Below are 15,780 nucleotides of genomic sequence, written 5' to 3'. Positions count from 1 at the left end.
ATCCCGCCTATGTAATGGCTGTGCGCGGCGAATGCGATAGTCGTCTTGCGAGCGCGCTCAGTTGCCGAGGATGATGTCGAGGATGGAGAGCTGGCGCCTCTCGCGTGGTCCTCCCACATCGGCGGGCGGAACCGGGCGGCCGCCGGCGGAAGACGGGACGGTCGGAGGCGCATTGGTGTCGGCGACCGCACGCTGCGGGACGGGCTGCTTGGCCGGCTGGCCCGGACGCCAGTTTCCCGGCAAGGCGGCAACGGACACGCCCTTGTGGGCGGCGGCCATGAAATCGCGCCAGGCAAGTGCGGGCAGGGAGCTGCCGGTCGCCTTGGTCGCACGTGCGTCGTCGTTGCCGAACCATACGCCGGTGACCAGATTGGAGGTGTAGCCGACGAACCAGGCATCGCGCGAGCCTTGCGTAGTGCCTGTCTTCCCGGCGGCGGGCCAGCCGAAGGCAGCGGCCCTCCCGCTGCCGTATTCAATCGTGCCGGCCATCATGGCATTCATCATGCCGACGATCTCAGGGCTTGCCACGCGGGGCGGGCTTCCCGTCTTGTGCTCGTAGAGCAATGCGCCGGACGTGGTGGTCACCCGGCTGATAAAATGCACCTCGGGCCGATAGCCGCCATTAGCGAAGGGCACGTAAGCCGCCGTCAGCTCCAAGGGGGTCACCTCCGAAGTGCCCAGCGCAATGGAGGCATTAGCCGTCAGCTTCGATTCGACGCCCATGCGGTGGGCGACCTCGACCGCGGCCCCCGGCCCCACTTCCATGGCGAGTTGGGCGGCCACCGAGTTGAGCGAGCGGGCCAGCGCCTCAGCCAGCGTGACGCGGCCGTAATACTTATCCTTGTAGTTGGACGGCGTCCATTTGCCGATCTTCACGGGCGCGTCGTTGCGTACGCTTTGCGGCGTGCGGCCCTGTTCGAGAGCGGCCATATAGACGAAGGGCTTGAACGCGGAGCCGGGCTGACGGCGCGCTTCCGATGCACGGTCGAACTGGCTGTGGGCATAGTCGTAGCCGCCGACCATGGCGCGCACGGCGCCTGAGCCGTCGATCGAGACGAGCGCGCCCTGGCTCACCGCAAGCTCCTTGCCCTTCTCGTCTATCAGCTGGCGGATGGATGTTTCCGCCAGTTTCTGCAGGCCGAGATCGACCGTGGTATGAACGACGACGTCTTCCTCGATATTGCCGATGAGATCCGGCAGTTCCTCCATCACGCGGTCGGCGGCGTAGTGCTGCGAGCCTGTCCAGTAGGCGGCGGCGCGGGTGGCCGGGGCGCTGATGGCGGCGGTGAGCTGGCTGTCGCCGATCATGCCCTGCTCGCGCATGGCGGAAAGCACCACCTGGGCGCGCTCTTCAGCGGCCTGCGGGTCGCGCGCCGGCGACAATCGCGAAGGCGCCTTCAGGAGGCCCGCCAGAAGAGCAGCTTCCGCGAGCGTGACATCATGGGCGGGTTTGTTGAAATAGCGCCGCGAGGCTGCCTCCACGCCGTAGGCACCGGAGCCGAAGTAGACGCGGTTGAGATACATCTCCAGGATCTGGCTCTTCGAATGTTTTTGCTCCAGCCACAGGGCCAGCAGCACCTCCTGCACCTTGCGCTTTATGGTGCGGTCGGGTTCCAGGAAGAGGTTCTTGGCCAGCTGCTGGGTGATGGTGGAGCCGCCCTGGGTGAGGCGCCGCTGCATGAGGTTTTCCACCATGGCGCGGGCAAGCCCGATGGGATCGACGCCCCAATGGGAGTAGAAGCGCCTGTCCTCGATGGCGATGACGGCCTGCGGCACATAGGGCGACATCTCATGCAGTCCGACCGCTTCGCCGCCCGTCATGCCGCGATTGCCGATAAGCCTGCCTTCGGCGGAAACGATCTTCACGTTGGGCGGTCGATCCGGGATGGTCCAGGTGGTGGCGCTCGGCATCTGCGCGCCGTAGTAGGCGGCGATCGCCGCACCGGCGATGCCCGCCCACAGGACCAGCACCAGCGACCAGTAGACGAAGCCGCGCAGAAAGCCGAAGAAACCGCGCCGCCGGGCGCGCCCGGTGCGCCGCCGGGAGGATCTCCGCTTCGTCTTTCGACGTGCGGACGGCAACACGCGGTCGGATCGGCTGACCGAGGGCGCGCGCCCGCGCTTTGAGGCGGGGGCGCTGAATGTCGGCTCTATCCGCCGTTTTCCCTTGCGCCTGGCCATGTGTTCTTCATCCTCGGTCCGCCGCCGTCAGTGCGGCTCATGCTGCGATGCACGCTAGCTGCGGGTATTTAAGGGGCCGTTAAGCCTCTTTTCAGCCGCGCCGGGCGCTTAACCGTTCCGATGGCCGCGTGCGCTATCATGCGCGAAAGGATGGCGGGAGACGCGGCATTGCAGGAACCAACCGATATGCCCGAACGGTCGCGCGTCGATTGGGTCGACGCCGCCAAGGGCCTATGCATCATCATGGTCGTCATGATGCATTCGACGCTGGGCGTGGAACTGGCGGCGGGGCGCGAAGGCTTCATGCATTGGGTGGTGGCTTTCGCCCGCCCCTTCCGCATGCCCGATTTCTTCCTCATCTCCGGCTTGTTCCTGGGCCTCGTCATCGACCGCCCCTGGCGGCGCTTTCTCGACCGCCGGGTGGTGCATTTCGCGTATTTCTATGTGCTGTGGCTGACAATCCAGTTCGCCTTCAAAGCCCCGGCGATCGCATTGGAAGAGGGCTGGGGCCAGGCGCTCGGCGCCTATGTCACGGCCTATGTCGAACCGTTCGGCACGCTCTGGTTCATCTATCTTCTGCCGGTCTTCTTCGTCTTCACGCGGCTCGTCAAGGCGCTTCCCGTGTGGCTCGTCTTCGCCGGAGCGGCACTGTTGGAGGCGCTCCCCATCCATACGGGCTCGATCGTCATCGACGAGTTCTGCGGCCGTTACGTCTATCTCTTCGTCGGCTACGCTTTCGCGTCCCATGTCTTCGCTTTCGCCGCCTGGGTGCGCGCGCGGCCCGGCGTTTTCCTTGCGTTCTGCCTTGCCTGGGCGCTGCTTCATGGGCTTCTCGTCTTCACGCCGGCGCCCGCCGCGCTGTCGGCTTGGCTGCAGCCCGATCTCGGCAATTCCGGCGCTACCGGAGGATATTCGGAGCTGCCGGCCGTCTCGCTCTTACTGGGGCTGGCGGGTGCCGCCGTCATCGTCGGCTTGGCGGCGCTGTTCTCGCTGCTCAGGCCGATGCACTGGCTCACTTGGCTGGGGGCGCATTCGATCGTCGTCTATCTCGCCTTCTTCCTGCCCATGGCGGCAACCCGCGTCCTTCTCCTGAGGACGGGGCTGGTGGCCGATGTCGGGCTCGTCGCGCTTCTCGTTACACTTGCGGGCGTGGTTGGGCCGGTGGTGCTCTACGGTCTCGTGCAGTGGTCGGGTTACGGCCGTTTCCTCTTCGAGCGGCCGGCGTGGGCGCGGATCGAGCGGCAGGACGAAGTCGGTGCGCCGGCGCGGATGGCGGCCGAATAGGAGCCGCAGTATCGGCCCGGAATTGCGTGGCGCTGCTCTACGCGCGCCGCTCGGAATCGACGGGGAAGAAGCGCTCGGCAAGGACGGCTGCGCTGACCGGCCACGAGAAAAGATAGCCCTGCATCTCGTTGCAGCCCATGTCCCTGAGCATCGCGTGCTGCTCGGCAGTCTCGACGCCCTCGGCCGTGACCTCGAGCTTCAGGGCGCGGGCCATATCGATCACCGCCGCGACGATAGCGCGCCCCTCCGCGCCCTCGCAAAGCGCGTGCACGAAGAAGCGGTCGATCTTCAGCCGGTCGAGCGGATAGTCCCGCAGATAGCTCATCGATGAATAACCGGTGCCGAAATCGTCGAGCGCCACGCGAACACCCGCCGCGCGCAGCTTGCGCAGCGTGGCGCCGGCGATTTCCGGATCATCGATGACGACGGCTTCCGTGATCTCGACCTGGATGCGCCGCGGGTCGATGTTGTGCTGTGCGATGATGCCGAGGCAACGGTTGGCGAAGTTTCTGTCGCGGAGCTGGACGGGTGAAACATTGACGGCGATCCATGGTACGGGAATGCGTGCGGCCGTACGGCAGGCCTCGCCAAGCGCCCAGTCCCCGATCTGCACGATGAGCCCGCGCTCCTCGGCGATGGTGATCAGGAAAGACGACGAGATCGACTTGTGCACGGGATGGTTCCAGCGCAGCAGCGCCTCCACGCCGGTAAGCACGCCTTCGGCCGAATGGAGAGGCTGGTAGACGAGTTCGAGCTCGCCGCCGCTCGCCAGCGCCTTGCGCAAATCCGCTTCCACCAATTGACGCTGCTTCACGATGTCGTCCATCGTGTCGGAGAAGAGCTGATAGCGGCCCCGGCCACGCTTCTTGGCTTCGTAGAGGGCGATGTCCGCCTTGCGCAGGAGTTCTTCTCGGCAAGTGGCGGCGGCCGGTGCTGTGGCAACGCCGATGCTGACGCCCACATGCACGATATCCTCTCCCAGATGAAAAGGGGCTGTAAGTGCCGTCAGCAGGCGCTCCGACACGGCGCCGGCCGTCTCATGAGCGCGGTCGGATGCGATGACGATGGCGAACTCGTCGCCTCCCACGCGCGCAACCGTGCCCGCGTTCCCCACCGTCTCCCGCAATCTGGACGCCGCCTCGCGCATGAGCTGGTCGCCGGCGCGATGGCCTAGCGTGTCGTTGACGTTCTTGAAGCGGTCGAGGTCGAGAAAGAGCAGCGCTGCCTCGCCGTCTCCTTGCCGGCCTCGGCGCAGGATCGCGTCCAGACGCTCTTCGAAGAGGGCGCGGTTGGGCAACGCCGTGAGCGTATCGTGGTAGGCGAGGTGCCGCGCCCGCGCCTCGCTGGCATGCAGTTCACTTGAGGCGCGGCGCAGGCCGCGTGCCTGCCAGCCCCCTACCGCAAGCGCAATGACGAGCGCAAAAGCGCCCCACGGTGCGACCTGACGGATAAGCGTGTTGCCTGGACGGTCCGCATCCCAGATGAAATAGCCGATCCGATGCCCGTTGCGCCATGTGATGGGCACATTCGCTGGCGGCGGAATGACGTTTTGCGCGGGAACGTAGTGAAGGCCGGAGATCAGGGAGTGATGGGCAACCTCCTCCTTCGCCGGTCCGTCCAGAAACTTCACGGCGACGAAGATATACTCCTCGCCCTCGGACACGCTGACCTCTTCGGAATGGGGAAGGAGAGGCCGGGCGCTGACAACGGCTGGCCTGCCGTCGATCTCGCGAACATCGCTGCCATCGATCTGGAAGCGCGGCATTACGGCTTCGCCGCCATCCTCGCCGGGCCGGTTCTTGAGCCGCGCCCGCACGTGCGCAATCACCTCCCGGGCGGCTTCCTCGTCCTTCAGGAAGGTTGGCGGTTCCACGGCCTTGCCCGCGCGCGCTGCAAAGATGAGATTATCGCGGGAATCGACGACGTAGCTGCGGTCGTGGTCGAAGAAGCGGTGCATCCAGCTCGCCAGGTTTTCCGCAAGCCAGAGCCGGTCGCGGGCGGCCGTCCGCACCACCGCTTCGTCCCAGACGCTGACGCTCTCCTGCTCGCGCGACACCGCGGTCGTCAATGCCGAAAGGCCTTGCCGCACGAGGATCTTCTGTTTGGCGAGGGCTGCTTCGTCGGCCTTGAACGCGGCGAGAAAGGCGAAGCCGATAAAGAGGGCGGCCGCCAACGCGGCCAGGAGAGAGATCGCCACGGTAATCCGGGAGGTCAAGGTATCGGGGGAAAAGCGACGCATGAAAACCTCTCAGGGGAGCGATTGCCCAGCCCTAAGCGGCGAATACTTGACGATACCTTAACGACAGTAGTTTTTGTGTAAACGGTTATATATGCAGCGATATACGAGGAAAGCCACCTTCTTTTTTCAGGAAGAGAAAGGCGCCTCTCGCCCCTCAGCTATGGGCGAAGATGTCTTCTTCGTCCCAACCCATCAGGTCCAGCTTCGCCCGGGTCGGCAGGAACTTGAAGCAGGCTTCGGCCTCGCGCGTGCGGTTCTCGCGCTTCAAGCGTTCGGCGAGAACGTCGCGCAGGCGGTGGAGATAAAGCACGTCCGATGCCGCGTATTCGAGTTGCTCGGGCGAGAGCTTTTCCGCCGCCCAGTCCGAGGATTGCTGCTGCTTCGACAGGCCGACCCCGAGCAGTTCCGAGCAGATGTCCTTGAGCCCGTGCCGGTCCGTATAGGTGCGTGTCAGCCGCGAGGCGATCTTGGTGCAGAAGACCGGCTGCGGCATGGTGCCGAAGGTGTGGTAGAGCACGGCGAGGTCGAAACGGCCGTAGTGGAAGAGCTTGGTGATCCGCCGGTTGCGCAGAAGGGCAACGAGGTTGGGCGCCCGCTTCTGCCCGGCGGCGATCTGCACCACGTCGGCCGTGCCGTCGCCCGGCGAAAGCTGGACAACGCAGAGCCGGTCGCGGCGGGGCTTCAGCCCCAGCGTCTCCGTGTCGATGGCCACCGCCTCGACATCGTAGCGGGCGAGGTCCGGCAGGTCGTGTTGGTGAAATCTGATTGTCATTGCTGCTTTCCGTTCGCCAGCGCGGCGAGAATCCGCGCCCAGGAACGCTGCCCCTTGTGGAAGGAGGAGAGTTCGTATTTCTCGTTGGGCGAGTGGATGCGGTCGTCGGGCAGGCCGAAGCCGACGAGCAGCGAGTCCATGCCCAGAAGCCGCTGGAAGTCGCCGACGATAGGGATGGAGCCGCCCATCGCGATGGAAACGGCAGGCTTGCCCCATTCCTCGGTAAGCGCACCCTCGGCCGTCTTCACCAGCGGCGAATCGTAGGAAAGCTGGATCGCCGGCGCGCCGCCGTGAGGCGCGAACTCGACCGAGCAGTCCGCCGGTATGCGCTCGCGCACGAATGTACGGAAGGCCTCGCGGATCTTGTCCGGATCCTGCCTGTGCACGAGACGGAAGGATATCTTGGCAGAGGCCTCAGCCGGGATCACGGTCTTGAACCCCTCGCCCGTGTAGCCGCCGATAATGCCGTTGCACTCAGCCGTCGGCCGCGCCCAGGTGAGCTCCAGCGCCGAACGGCCTTTCTCGCCGGCAGGCTCGGAAAGGCCGATGGGGCCGAGCAGGCTTTCGGCCGTGCGGCCCAGCTCCTCCCAGCTTTTCAGCACGTCGGCCGGCGTCTCCTCCACGCCTTCGTAGAAACCGGGGATGGTGACACGGCCGCTCTCGTCATGCAGGTCGGCCAGCGCTTTTGCCAAAATGCGGATGGGGTTGGCCGCGATGCCGCCGAAGAAGCCCGAATGCAGGTCCCGGTTCGCCGCCTTCACCGTTACCTCCTCGCCGACGAGGCCGCGCAAGCCGACGCAGATGGCCGGCGTCTCGCGGTCCCACATGGCGGTGTCGCAGACCAGCGCGAAATCCGCCTTCAGTTCCTCGGCATTGGCTTCCAGGAAGGGTTTTAGCGACGGCGAGCCCGATTCCTCCTCACCCTCGAACAGGATCGAGATCCTGCAGGGCAGCTTGCCATGCACGGCCTTATAGGCGCGGCAGGCCTCGACGAAGGTCATGAGTTGGCCCTTGTCGTCGGAGGAGCCGCGCGCGGCGATGACCTTCCTGCCCGGCTCCGCTTCCTTCAGCGCCGGGGCGAAGGGCTCGCTTTCCCACAGCGCCAGCGGGTCCACCGGCTGCACGTCGTAGTGGCCGTAGAAAAGCACGTGCGGGCCCTCGCCCTCATGATGGGCGACCACCATCGGGTGGCCTGCCGTCTCGCGCAGGTTCGCCGCAAAGCCGATCGAGCGCAGGTCCTCCACCAGCCACACGGCCGCCTTGCGGCATTCCGGCGCGAAGGCCGGATCCGTGGAGATGGACTGGATCGTCAGCAGAGCGAACAGGCGCTCCAGGCTTTCATCGATCGAGGCATCGAGGCGGTCGAGCACGGGCGCGACGTCGGGCATGGATGAAAAGCTCCTCGTTGTCTTATCCTGTCTCGGGTCCCCCAGATCAGGAGGGCTCTTCGGACATGAAAAAGGGCCGCGGACGGCCCCTTTCCGCTGTCGGAAAACCTGCCTTACCAGTAGGGGCAGCTATTGTCTTCAAGGAAGTTGTGAACCTCGACCTCGCCCGAGATGATGTTGGCTTTGGCCTCTTCCACCGCGGCCTCCATCTCGTCGGTGATCAGTTCCGCGTTGTGTTCGTCAAGCGCATATCCGACCGCGTCTTCGGCCAGCCCGACATTCTGGACGCCGTAGGTGAACTCGCCGTTCATCGCATCCATGAATGAGGAGTAGACGGCCACATCGACGCGCTTCAGCATCGAGGTGAGCACGTGGCCGGGATGCAGATAGTTCTGGTTGGCATCGACACCGATGCCAAGCTTGCCGGCATCCGCCGCCGCCTGCAGAACGCCAACGCCGGTGCCGCCGGCCGCATGATAGACCACATCCGCGCCCTGGTCGATTTGCGTGCGGGTGATCTCGCCGCCCTTGGTCGGATCGTTCCAGGCCGCCGGCGTATCGCCGGTGTAGTTGCGGATGACCTTGGCGTCCGGATTGGCCGCCTTCACGCCGCCCACATACCCGCACTCGAACTTGCCGATGAGCGGTACCTGCATGCCGCCGACGAAGCCGACGGTCCCGGTCTCGGACGCCATCGCGGCAAGCATGCCGACGAGATAGGAGCCTTCCTGCTCCTTGAAGACGATGGAGCGCACGTTCGGCTGGTCGACGCTGTCGTCGATGATGGCAAAGCTGACGTCGGGATAGTCGGGCGCTACCTTGTTGAGGTACTCCACCCATGTGAAGCCAGCCATCACGATCGGGTTGCGGCCGCGCTCGGCGAAGCGGCGAAGCGCCTGCTCGCGCTGGGCGTCGTTGGAGATTTCGAACTCGGCATATTCGATGCCGGTCTCTTCCTTGAACTGCTCCGCGCCCATATAGGCCATCTCGTTGAACGACTTGTCGAACTTGCCGCCCAGATCGAAGAGGAGGGCCGGAGCGACTTCCTCCTGGGCCACAGCCGTCGCGGTCATGGCGGTTGCGGCCAAAAGGCCGAGAACGATACGCTTCATGTGATCCACACCCTGTCGGTTTCTCTGACATTGGGCGGACGTGCCGCCCGCGGCAGGATTTTCCTCCTGCTCGCGCGCACTCTTGCACGGGTAACGCGAAATTTCACGTGGAAAATTGGCAGTGCGGAAATCGGCTGCAGTGACGGGCGGCGCCGGCAAAAACGCCATTCTCAGGCGGCCGCGCCGCCCGCCACCGGGCAGGTGACGCCCGTGCCCTGGAGGCCGCAATAACCGCCGGGATTCTTCGCCAGATATTGCTGATGCTCGGCCTCGGCGAAGTAAAACGCGGGCGCGGCGGCGATCTCGGTGGTGATGGCGCCGGCGCCGGACACTTTCAGCGCCTCCGCATAGGTGTCGCGCGAGGCGCGTGCCTGCGCCAGCTGCGCCTGCGTGCTGGCATAGATCGCCGAGCGGTAGGTGGTGCCGACATCGTTGCCTTGGCGCATGCCCTGGGTCGGGTCGTGGCTTTCCCAGAACAGCTTCAAAAGGGCGGCGAAGGAGACGATTTGCGGGTCGTAGACGACCAGTACCACCTCGGTATGGCCGGTCAGCCCCGTCGTCGTCTCGCGATAGGTCGGGTTCGGCGTAAGGCCGCCAGCATAGCCGGCTGCTGTCACCCACACGCCCTCCACCTGCCAGAAAAGCCTCTCCGCGCCCCAGAAGCAGCCCATGCCGAACAACACCTTCTCCGTGCCTTCCGGATAAGGGCCTTTAAGCGGCCTGCCGTTGACGAAATGTCTGTCGGCAGTGGGGATGGGCTCTGCCCGTCCGGGCAGCGCCTCTTCCGGCGCCGGCATCTTCAGCTTCGTTTCAAAGGTATGAAAGATCATGAGAAGCCTCCTCGGCCTCACCGCGCAGCGGAGGAAAACATATCCTGCCGGTGCCGGCGATGGCCGATCGCATAGAAGAGAAACGCCAGGAGAGCGAAAACCACCCATCCCGGCAACGCCAGAATGGAGACCGCCACCGGCTCCCACAGCACCGGCACAGTGTAGCGCTCAATGGTGTCCTGAGCGAGACTGTACGTATCGGGCGAGGTGGCCTGCCAACTCTGGCCAAGCGGTGTCAGCACCCATTCGCCGGCGGCAATCGAACGCGTAGCGTCGATCACGGCCATGATGACGGCGACCGCAAGAGCGAACATCGAAAGCAGGCGGAGCACGAAACGCATGGCGAGACCCGGCAGCGGCACTGATTACCCGTGAGATAGGCGCATGGAGCGCGATTGGCAATTGCCGCACGCATTCGAGGCGCGCGCAGGGCGGGAGAAAAGCCCGCCGGACATCTTGGCATTCACAATCAATTCGACTAGATGAGCCCCGGAGCGGCACGTCGCCATGCGACAAACGCCGTTCGCGGAGAGGTGGCCGAGTGGTTGAAGGCGCACGCCTGGAACGCGTGTATACGGGAAACCGTATCGAGGGTTCGAATCCCTCTCTCTCCGCCATCCTCACTGCTCTCCGAACTTGGCAGGATTGGCAGTGCCTGTCATGCGAAGCAGGATGCCTTCCGAGGCTTTAGCGAAGCAGGGCTGTCAGTGTTCTGGACACATAGGCTGCATTTCATGCTGGGGAGACGGGTGACATCTCGTGCAGCACGCTTCTGCGCGCGTTGCGGGCGTTTCGGGCCAAGCCTATAGTCCGGCGGAAGGAGGGCGCCGTGGCGATGCAGACGACACCTGGCGAAGACAAACCGTTTCATCCCCGCGGATGGCGAAGCTGCCGTGTGACCGCCGCCAAACAGATGGGTACCATCTGTTTGGGTCAGACCACTAGGAGGACTAATGTCTCTATCCGGTAAGCGCATGCTCCTCGTCATCGGCGGCGGCATTGCAGCCTACAAATGCCTCGACCTCATCCGCCGCCTGCGTGAGCGGGGGGCCGCGGTGCGCTGCGTCATGACGAAGGCCTCGCAGGAGTTCATCACGCCGCTCTCCGTCGGCGCGCTGTCGGCCGACCACGTTTACACCGACCTCTTCGACCGTCAGGACGAGCACGATGTCGGACACATTCGCCTGTCGCGCGAGGCCGATCTCATCGTGGTGGCGCCGGCCACGGCCGACCTGATGGCCAAGCTTGCCACGGGCCTTGCCAACGACCTTGCGTCGACGGTGCTTCTGGCCACCGATAAGCCGGTGCTGATGGCGCCGGCGATGAACCCGAAGATGTGGGCGCACCCGGCCACCAAGCGCAACCGCGAGACGTTGTCCCGCGACGGCATCCGCCTCATTGGGCCGAACAGCGGCGAGATGGCCGAAGGCGGCGAGGCTGGCGAGGGGCGAATGGCCGAGCCGCTGGAGATCGTCGCGGCGATCGAGGACATGCTGGCAGCCGGGCCCAGGCCGCTTGCCGGGCGCAAGATCCTCGTCACTTCCGGGCCGACGCATGAGGCCATCGACCCGGTGCGCTACATCGCCAACCGCTCCTCCGGCCGGCAGGGCCATGCGATCGCAGCCGCCCTGGCGAAGCTCGGCGCCGACGTGCATCTGGTCTCCGGCCCTGTCTCGATCGCCGACCCGCAAGGTGTGAAGACCGTCCACGTGGAAAGTGCCCGCCAGATGCACGAAGCGGTGGAGACGCTTCTGCCCGCCGACGCCGGCATCTTCGTCGCCGCCGTGGCGGACTGGCGGCCGCAGGCCGAAACAGCGGAAAAGATCAAGAAGCAGAAGGGCAAGGATGCGCCGGCGCTAGCCCTTACGGAAAATCCGGACATCCTGGCCGCCGTCGGCCACCATGAAAAGCGCCCCCGCCTCGTCGTCGGTTTTGCCGCGGAGACCGAGAACGTGGTGGAGAACGCCCGCGCCAAGCTGGCGAAGAAGGGCGCCGACATCATAATCGCCAACGACGTCTCGCACGACAGCGGTATTGGCTCCTCCGGTGTCATGGGCGGCGAACGCAACCGGGTCCATCTCGTCAGCGGCGAGGACGTGGAGGAGTGGCCGGAAATGTCCAAGGAAGACGTGGCGGAGCGGCTGGCGGTGCTGATCGCCAGTATGCTTGGCGGGGAGCGGAAGCCTTGAGCGGCGTGCCGGTGCTCGAAACCGAGCGCCTCATCCTGCGTGAGCATCGACCGGACGATCTCGATGCCTACCACGCCATGTGGTGCGATCCCGAGGTCGTCCGCTATATCAACCGCGGGGCCGGCGCACTCAGCCGGGAGCAGGCGTGGGATGCAATCCTGCGCCACCGCGGCATATGGGCGATCTTCGGCTTCGGTTTCTGGGTCATCGAGGACAAGAGCACCGGCAGACTGATGGGAGAAGCCGGCGTGCAGGAGCGTTGCCGTGACATCCGGCCCGCCATCCACGGCACGCTGGAGGCAGGGTGGGTCCTGCTGCCCGAATGGCACGGCCGCGGCTTTGCGCGGGAAGCGATGGGGGCCATCATCGACTGGTGCGACGCCAGATTTCCCGCCAAGGCATTCACCTGTATCATCAATCCCGCCAACGAGCGTTCGCTCAAGCTTGCGGGAAAACTCGGCTTTCGCGTTGTCGCCCACGCCAGCTACCGCGACACGCCCAACGTCCTCCTCCGGCGTGACTGATCACCAGGAGCCGGCCTTGCCGTCGACGAGGTGGATGATCGAGGCCGGACTGGATATCCAGAAGCCGTCGAACCCCTCCCCCAAAGTTTCGATTTCGTCGCGGCGCACGCCTCCCGCCTGCTCAAAATGCTCCGCCGCGGCCCGCGTGTCGTCCGTCACCACCTCCAGCCACAATTCGGCCTGGCTCATGCCCGGCACGCGGTCGATCCACAGCTGGTTGGCACCAAAGCGGAAGCCGACCGCCGGCAAAAGCTCCTCGATCTGGTCGAAGCCAAGTACATCCCGGTAAAACCGCACCGTTTCCTCATACTGGTGCGGCGGCACTTTCATGGCGATGTTCCGACCGCCCTCGAATTTCGGTCTCATCGTTTCATCCTCCTTGCCGTCGGGTAAGGCAGCGTGAAGGCCGCAATAGTTCGCACAATTACGCCTCATGCAGCATGATCAGGTTGCCGCAGCCGTCCTCGAAAACGGCAGTGGTCGGAAAATCCGCATGCTTCTGCGGCTCTCCCCGGAATTGCACGCCGAGTTCCGTCAGCCGCTCGTACTCTGCCTGCACATCGTCGCAGCCGAGTGAGGTGAGGGGGATTCCCCTGTCATAGAGGGCCTTCTGGTATGCGCGCGCGAACTCGTAGCCCGAAGGCTCCAATGCCAGCTCGGCGCCCGAGCCGTCCGCCGCGATCACCGTCAGCCAACGCGCTCCGCCGGCCGGGAAATCCTGCTTCTTCGCGAAGCCGAGTTTGCCGACATAGAAATCCTCCGCCCTCTGCTGATCGTGTACCAGCACGGACGAAAGGTTGCATCGGATCATCGCCTTGCTCCCTCTCGTGCTTCAATTCTCGGCAAACCGCCTCTGATACTCCGCTTCCAGCTCCGGGATGCGCGACCAGAAGCGTTTGGCCCTGCCGCCTTCGAGCACCGTGGCGAGGACGCCCAGATGCGCATGCCAGCCGCCGGCGACGTTGCTCATCTCGCCGCGGTCGGCGAGCCTTCTGTGGGTGATCACCAGCAACACCTCCTCGCCCTCGGGGAAGAGTTCGAAGACGACCTCGCTTTCGCAGTCGTCCTCGCCTGGCCATGTCATGGCGAGCAGGCGGGGTGGGTCGATCTCGGTGACACGGTGCTGCGAAGGGTATCCCTTTGCATTCATTTCGGCATATTTCTCCGGTGCCGGTTCGTCCGTGAATTCGGAATGCTTGAACAGAAAGTCGGCCCGCCCGCCGACCTTCAGCTCCATCTCGCCGCCGGCGAGCCACTGCCGGCGCTTGTCGGACTCGGTGAGATAGGCCCATATGCGCTCCACGGGCCCCGGCAGAAGCCGCTCGAAGCGCACCGTATCGGGGGCTGTTGCGACGCCGTAGGCGTCATCTTTCAAAGGTTTCATCCCTCTTTCTCCCAAGCGTCGAGTTGCTTCGCCAGATTGTCGAAGATCATCGTCCAGCCTTCCCGGGTCGGCTCCTCCCAATCGGCGTTGGAAGCGCCGAACTGGTGGGTCAAGGTGAGCTCGGTGCCGCCACCGTGCTCTGTAAGGTCGATGGTTACGGTGTCGGCGTCAGGGGAGAATTTTGGCACGGCGAGGGTGAAGACCAGCCGTTTCGGCCTTTCGATTGTCAGATACTCCCCAACGTGCTCGACATCCTCGCCGTCGCGGCGCTCGGTGAAAGTGAAGCCGCCGCCGACACGTCCATCGATCTCGGCACGAATCATGTCGCCGGATTCGGTAGCAAACAGCCATCGGCGCGCCCTCTCTGGATCAAGCCAGGCATCAAAGACGCGATCCGGGCTTTGGTCAAAGTGGCGTTTCACCGTGAGCGTAACTGTCCGGCTCTGAATCATTTTCGGCCTCCATGCGGTGTGGTCCGTTCGGCCGTTTCGTCCTCCGCCTTGAGCAGCGCCTCCAGCGTGTCGAGGCGCTTCGTCCAGAAGCGCTCGTAGTAGCGCAGCCAGGCTTCCGCTTCCGCCAGTCGCTCGGCCTCCAGCCGGCAGTAATGGATGCGGCCGGCTATGCGGCGGCGCACGAGGCCGGCCTGCTCCAGCACCTTCACGTGCTTCGAGGCGCCGGCCAGCGACATGGCGAAGGGCGCGGCCAGCGCGCCCACGCTTTGCTCGCCGCCCGCCAGTTCCCGCAGCATGGCGCGGCGGGTGGAATCGGACAGCGCGTGGAACACGGCGTCGAGTGTGGCAGATTGTTCAACCATGTGGTTGAGGATAGCGCGCCTTGCGCAATAGTCAACCGGGTGGTTTATCTTTATTCAGCCACGGCCCGCGCTGCCTCCGCTGCGGCAAGCCGGAGAAGCAGCGCGCGCCGCGTCTCCTCGTCCACGAAAGCGGCTTCGAGCGCGGTGCGCGTCACCGCTGTCAGCGCGGTTTCATCGAGACCGAAATGCTCCGAAGCGACCGCATATTCACGCCCGATACCGGTGTGGAAATGCGGCGGGTCATCGGAATTGAGCGTGAGACGGCAGCCGGCGGCGTAGAGTTGCGGGAAGGGATGGTGCGCAAAGCCCGGGAAGACGCCGAGCACCACGTTCGACACAGGGCACACCTCCAGCACCACGCCTTCCTCGGCGATGCGGCGCACCAGATCCGGCTTTTCGACGGCGCGGACGCCGTGGCCGATGCGCGCAGGCGAAAAATGGTCGAGCGCCGCCTCGACACTGTCCGCGCCGCCGAACTCGCCTGCATGCACGGTGATTCCCAGCCCCGCCTCCCGGGCGATATCGAAGGCACGGACAAAATCGCGCGGATGGCCGGAGCGCTCGTCGCCGGCCATGCCGAAGCCTGTCACCAGGGGGTGGCCGCAGGTGGCCGCGAAGCGCGCCGCCTTCTCCACCGCGGCCGGGCCGAAATGGCGTACGCCGGTGACGACGATGCGCCCTTCAATGCCGGTCTTCGCCTTGGCGCGGGCGATGCCTTGGGCGAGCCCTTCCGTATAGGCCTGAGGTGAGAGGCCGGCGCGTTCGGCGTGGTCGGGCGAGGTGAAGAATTCGGAGTAGACGGCGCCTTCGCTCGCCAGGCCCGTCAGATAGGTCTCGGCGAGCGCCGCGTAGTCCTCTTCGCTGCGGAAGAGGTTTGCGGCGGCGTCATAGGCGGCGAGGAAGCTCGAAAAGTCGTGCCAGTGATAGGCGCCGTCGTGGATGAAGGCGGAGACATCCACGCCATATTTCTTCGCCTGGCTCTCGACGAGCGTGGGGAGGGCCGCGCCTTCGATGTGGCAATGCAGTTCCGCTTTGAGCACCATGCGTGGTCCGATCCTTCGAA

Annotated in this window: 16 protein-coding genes and 1 tRNA gene; 4 read left to right on the top strand and 13 right to left on the bottom strand. The window is 64.9% G+C overall.

Translation table 11 applies throughout. The features are described from left to right. Positions 1-57: 57 nt before the first annotated feature. On the bottom strand, positions 58-2,181 hold the full coding sequence (locus tag GPJ75_RS24630) for a transglycosylase domain-containing protein (protein ID WP_163272388.1): 2,124 nt from the start codon (positions 2,179-2,181) through the stop codon (positions 58-60). A 186-nt stretch (positions 2,182-2,367) separates the two neighbouring features. On the opposite strand from GPJ75_RS24630, the gene GPJ75_RS24625 reads away from it, so the two are divergent. Next, positions 2,368-3,465, top strand: coding sequence for an acyltransferase family protein (locus GPJ75_RS24625; RefSeq protein WP_163272386.1), 1,098 nt, complete (start codon positions 2,368-2,370; stop codon positions 3,463-3,465). 37 nt (positions 3,466-3,502) lie between these two features. Here GPJ75_RS24625 and GPJ75_RS24620 read toward each other — a convergent pair whose 3' ends face one another. The 6 genes from GPJ75_RS24620 to GPJ75_RS24595 all read right to left on the bottom strand — a co-directional run bounded on the left by GPJ75_RS24620 (position 3,503) and on the right by GPJ75_RS24595 (position 10,147). Then, a complete protein-coding gene (locus GPJ75_RS24620; RefSeq protein WP_163272368.1) occupies positions 3,503-5,704 on the bottom strand; it encodes a putative bifunctional diguanylate cyclase/phosphodiesterase in 2,202 nt (733 codons plus the stop codon). A 154-nt stretch (positions 5,705-5,858) separates the two neighbouring features. Then, positions 5,859-6,476, bottom strand: a complete 618-nt coding sequence (locus GPJ75_RS24615) for a ribonuclease D (RefSeq protein WP_163272366.1) — start codon at positions 6,474-6,476, stop codon at positions 5,859-5,861. Further along, on the bottom strand, positions 6,473-7,864 hold the full coding sequence (locus tag GPJ75_RS24610; RefSeq protein ID WP_163272365.1) for a dipeptidase: 1,392 nt from the start codon (positions 7,862-7,864) through the stop codon (positions 6,473-6,475). The genes GPJ75_RS24615 and GPJ75_RS24610 overlap by 4 nt, the downstream gene beginning before the upstream one ends. A 113-nt stretch (positions 7,865-7,977) precedes the next feature. After that, positions 7,978-8,976, bottom strand: coding sequence for a BMP family lipoprotein (locus tag GPJ75_RS24605; RefSeq protein WP_163272363.1), 999 nt, complete (start codon positions 8,974-8,976; stop codon positions 7,978-7,980). Between the two features lie 170 nt (positions 8,977-9,146). Beyond that, positions 9,147-9,806, bottom strand: coding sequence for a peptide-methionine (S)-S-oxide reductase MsrA (gene msrA / locus GPJ75_RS24600; RefSeq protein ID WP_163272361.1), 660 nt, complete (start codon positions 9,804-9,806; stop codon positions 9,147-9,149). 17 nt (positions 9,807-9,823) lie between these two features. Continuing rightward, positions 9,824-10,147, bottom strand: coding sequence for a hypothetical protein (locus tag GPJ75_RS24595; RefSeq protein WP_163272359.1), 324 nt, complete (start codon positions 10,145-10,147; stop codon positions 9,824-9,826). A gap of 186 nt (positions 10,148-10,333) precedes the next feature. On the opposite strand from GPJ75_RS24595, the gene GPJ75_RS24590 reads away from it, so the two are divergent. The 3 genes from GPJ75_RS24590 (at position 10,334) to GPJ75_RS24580 (ending at position 12,519) form a co-directional block, all read left to right on the top strand. Continuing rightward, positions 10,334-10,423, top strand: a tRNA-Ser gene (locus GPJ75_RS24590). A 336-nt stretch (positions 10,424-10,759) separates the two neighbouring features. Beyond that, complete coding sequence (gene coaBC / locus GPJ75_RS24585; RefSeq protein ID WP_163272357.1) at positions 10,760-11,995, top strand: bifunctional phosphopantothenoylcysteine decarboxylase/phosphopantothenate--cysteine ligase CoaBC; 1,236 nt, start codon at positions 10,760-10,762, stop codon at positions 11,993-11,995. Between the two features lie 5 nt (positions 11,996-12,000). Beyond that, positions 12,001-12,519 carry a GNAT family N-acetyltransferase gene (locus tag GPJ75_RS24580; RefSeq protein WP_246249257.1) on the top strand — a complete coding sequence of 173 codons (519 nt, stop codon included), beginning with the start codon at positions 12,001-12,003 and terminating at the stop codon, positions 12,517-12,519. Here the strand turns inward: GPJ75_RS24580 and GPJ75_RS24575 are convergent, their stop codons facing one another. Genes GPJ75_RS24575 through GPJ75_RS24550 form a run of 6 tightly spaced genes read right to left on the bottom strand, consistent with a single transcriptional unit; the run spans position 12,520 to position 15,760 of the window. Then, entirely contained in the window at positions 12,520-12,885 is a 366-nt protein-coding gene (locus GPJ75_RS24575) for a VOC family protein (protein WP_163272353.1), read from the bottom strand. Between the two features lie 58 nt (positions 12,886-12,943). Further along, entirely contained in the window at positions 12,944-13,330 is a 387-nt protein-coding gene (locus GPJ75_RS24570; RefSeq protein ID WP_163272351.1) for a VOC family protein, read from the bottom strand. Positions 13,331-13,351: 21 nt separating this feature from the next. Next, a complete protein-coding gene (locus tag GPJ75_RS24565) occupies positions 13,352-13,903 on the bottom strand; it encodes an SRPBCC family protein (RefSeq protein ID WP_163272350.1) in 552 nt (183 codons plus the stop codon). Further along, positions 13,900-14,355, bottom strand: coding sequence for an SRPBCC family protein (locus GPJ75_RS24560; protein WP_163272348.1), 456 nt, complete (start codon positions 14,353-14,355; stop codon positions 13,900-13,902). Before GPJ75_RS24560 ends, GPJ75_RS24565 begins: the two co-directional genes overlap by 4 nt. Further along, positions 14,352-14,717, bottom strand: coding sequence for an ArsR/SmtB family transcription factor (locus tag GPJ75_RS24555; protein WP_163272346.1), 366 nt, complete (start codon positions 14,715-14,717; stop codon positions 14,352-14,354). Before GPJ75_RS24555 ends, GPJ75_RS24560 begins: the two co-directional genes overlap by 4 nt. A 50-nt stretch (positions 14,718-14,767) precedes the next feature. After that, positions 14,768-15,760 carry an adenosine deaminase gene (locus tag GPJ75_RS24550; protein WP_163272344.1) on the bottom strand — a complete coding sequence of 331 codons (993 nt, stop codon included), beginning with the start codon at positions 15,758-15,760 and terminating at the stop codon, positions 14,768-14,770. Between the last annotated feature and the right edge of the window lie 20 nt (positions 15,761-15,780).

The sequence above is a fragment of the Chelativorans alearensis genome (assembly GCF_010993735.1).
Classification (GTDB): Bacteria; Pseudomonadota; Alphaproteobacteria; order Rhizobiales; family Rhizobiaceae; genus Chelativorans; species Chelativorans alearense.
This window is presented reverse-complemented; position numbering and strand designations above follow the sequence as displayed.

What these genes read in the sequence shown, in the direction of transcription:
- GPJ75_RS24555 (WP_163272346.1), bottom strand. Translation starts at nt 14,717, where the DNA reads ATGGTTGAACAATCTGCCACACTCGACGCCGTGTTCCACGCGCTGTCC.
- GPJ75_RS24620 (WP_163272368.1), bottom strand. Translation starts at nt 5,704, where the DNA reads ATGCGTCGCTTTTCCCCCGATACCTTGACCTCCCGGATTACCGTGGCG.
- msrA (WP_163272361.1), bottom strand. Translation starts at nt 9,806, where the DNA reads ATGATCTTTCATACCTTTGAAACGAAGCTGAAGATGCCGGCGCCGGAA.
- GPJ75_RS24625 (WP_163272386.1), top strand. Translation starts at nt 2,368, where the DNA reads ATGCCCGAACGGTCGCGCGTCGATTGGGTCGACGCCGCCAAGGGCCTA.
- GPJ75_RS24610 (WP_163272365.1), bottom strand. Translation starts at nt 7,864, where the DNA reads ATGCCCGACGTCGCGCCCGTGCTCGACCGCCTCGATGCCTCGATCGAT.
- coaBC (WP_163272357.1), top strand. Translation starts at nt 10,760, where the DNA reads ATGTCTCTATCCGGTAAGCGCATGCTCCTCGTCATCGGCGGCGGCATT.
- GPJ75_RS24605 (WP_163272363.1), bottom strand. Translation starts at nt 8,976, where the DNA reads ATGAAGCGTATCGTTCTCGGCCTTTTGGCCGCAACCGCCATGACCGCG.
- GPJ75_RS24615 (WP_163272366.1), bottom strand. Translation starts at nt 6,476, where the DNA reads ATGACAATCAGATTTCACCAACACGACCTGCCGGACCTCGCCCGCTAC.
- GPJ75_RS24575 (WP_163272353.1), bottom strand. Translation starts at nt 12,885, where the DNA reads ATGAGACCGAAATTCGAGGGCGGTCGGAACATCGCCATGAAAGTGCCG.
- GPJ75_RS24595 (WP_163272359.1), bottom strand. Translation starts at nt 10,147, where the DNA reads ATGCGTTTCGTGCTCCGCCTGCTTTCGATGTTCGCTCTTGCGGTCGCC.
- GPJ75_RS24565 (WP_163272350.1), bottom strand. Translation starts at nt 13,903, where the DNA reads ATGAAACCTTTGAAAGATGACGCCTACGGCGTCGCAACAGCCCCCGAT.
- GPJ75_RS24630 (WP_163272388.1), bottom strand. Translation starts at nt 2,181, where the DNA reads ATGGCCAGGCGCAAGGGAAAACGGCGGATAGAGCCGACATTCAGCGCC.
- GPJ75_RS24560 (WP_163272348.1), bottom strand. Translation starts at nt 14,355, where the DNA reads ATGATTCAGAGCCGGACAGTTACGCTCACGGTGAAACGCCACTTTGAC.
- GPJ75_RS24570 (WP_163272351.1), bottom strand. Translation starts at nt 13,330, where the DNA reads ATGATCCGATGCAACCTTTCGTCCGTGCTGGTACACGATCAGCAGAGG.
- GPJ75_RS24550 (WP_163272344.1), bottom strand. Translation starts at nt 15,760, where the DNA reads ATGGTGCTCAAAGCGGAACTGCATTGCCACATCGAAGGCGCGGCCCTC.